This is a genomic window from Candidatus Accumulibacter vicinus (assembly GCF_000584955.1).
Taxonomy (GTDB): Bacteria; Pseudomonadota; Gammaproteobacteria; order Burkholderiales; family Rhodocyclaceae; genus Accumulibacter; species Accumulibacter vicinus.
The window spans coordinates 101010-102739 of sequence record NZ_JDSS02000007.1; the positions used below are offsets into that span (position 1 = coordinate 101010).

Genomic DNA, 1730 nt, shown 5'->3' on the forward strand with positions numbered 1-1730 from the left:
CGCGCGCTGCCTCGATCGCCGCGTTGAGCGCCAGCAGGTTGGTCTGATAGGCGATGTCGTCGATGATGCCGATCTTGTCGGCGATGGTCTTCATCGCCTCGACGGTGCGGCCGACGGCTTCGCCGCCTTCAACGGCCTGGCGGGCAGCGGTCGAGGCCATGCCGTCGGTGACCTTGGCGTTCTCGGTGTTCTGCACTATCGAGGCGCTCATCTGTTCCATGCTGGCGGTGGTTTCCTCGACCGACGCCGCCTGCTCGCTCGACGACTGCGACAAGGACTGGGCGGTGGCCGACACCTGGCCGGAAGCGTTCGAGAGGTGGTCGGCGGCGCCGCGCACTTCGCCGATGATTTCCGCGAGCTTGCCGATCATCGTCGTGATCGAAGAAGCAACACTACCGGTATTGTTGACCTGTGTCGTGAGCTTCACCGATAGGTCGCCCGTCGCCAAGCGCTGCATAGCATTGCCGATGACCGCCGGTTCCTCGCCGAGGTGTGACATTAACCAGCGGTAGGTAGCGAGCAAGGCGGCGCCGAGGACGACAATCGCCACCACCAACAAGCCATAGACGATATGCTCCAGGCGCTGAGCACGTTCCGCCGCGTGTTCACTGGCAAAAGCCGTGCGCTTATCAAGAAGGGTGAAAAACTCATCGACCGGCTTCATGATCTTCGCCTTGTTGAGGTGATAGTTGCGGTCGTGCATCATGTCGACGGCCTGTTCGCGCGAGACACTGCTGCTGTCTGCCACGGGACCGCTCTTCTTGTCACTAGAGGCGGCGCTCGTGGCATTGCGAATCGCCGTCATCGCCAGCGTTTCCGTCTTCACCAGTGCGTCGGAGTTCGCTTTCGCTTCCTCAAGCTTGGCAATTTCCTCGTTGGTGAAGCCTTCACCTCGCATCAGATCAAGCAGCGCCACCTGTTTGTCGTCGGGACGCGGGATACTGTCGGTGGCGGCGACGAAATCCCAGTAAATCCGCTCGTAGCTTTGCGGACGTGGCTTGTTCCCATTACGAATCGCCAGGATGTCGAGGTAGTGCTGTTCGTAACGCCGATCGCCAGTGAGAACAAAGGTTCGCGCCAGTCGCGTCAGGTCATCCGAAGACTGGCGAAGCTCGTCGGCAAGCAGATACGAGCGGTAACGCGATTGTTCAGCCCGGCGTACGTCCTGATACGCTGAATTGGCAAGGTAAGTAGAGACGACGATGAGACTCATCAGGATGGCCGTCACTCCCGCGAGCGCGAAAAAGGCCTGTTTGACGGATAGTTTCCTTTGCATTGTTTGTGTTTCCTTCTTATGTGGTCAGGCGCTGCTGTGGTGCGCTGCAGCGGCGGGGTGTTGAACTTGCAGCACCATACGGATGAACATGCTGCTCACGCTCTCGTTCGCTCATGCCCCGGTGTTCCTGGCGATACCGCTCCCCGCTTCGGCGGTGGTGACTTGTGCCAGCAGTGCGATTTCGTCGACCGACAGCACGCGACCGATATTGAGCAGGATGACGAACTTGCCGGCAACCTTGCCCATGCCGCTGATGAAGTCGGCGCGGATGCGGGCGCCGAAGGAGGGCGGCGGTTCGATTTCGCTGCCGGGGATCTCGATGACTTCCGAGACCGCATCGACCAGAATGCCGATGTCGTGGCGCAGATCACCTTCGCTGACCTCGACGATGACGATGCACGAGCGCTTGCCGACTTCGCTCTTCGCGTGGCCGAAGCGCGCCGACAGGTCGATC

Annotated in this window: 2 protein-coding genes; both read right to left on the reverse strand. The window is 60.6% G+C overall.

What is annotated here, in order from left to right; genetic code table 11:
- A partial coding sequence (locus CAPSK01_RS02350; protein ID WP_034921860.1) for a methyl-accepting chemotaxis protein occupies positions 1-1276 on the reverse strand: 1276 nt, incomplete at its 3' end.
- Between the two features lie 111 nt (positions 1277-1387).
- The coding region (locus CAPSK01_RS02355) for a chemotaxis protein CheW (RefSeq protein WP_273702937.1) at positions 1388-1730 on the reverse strand (343 nt) is incomplete at its 5' end.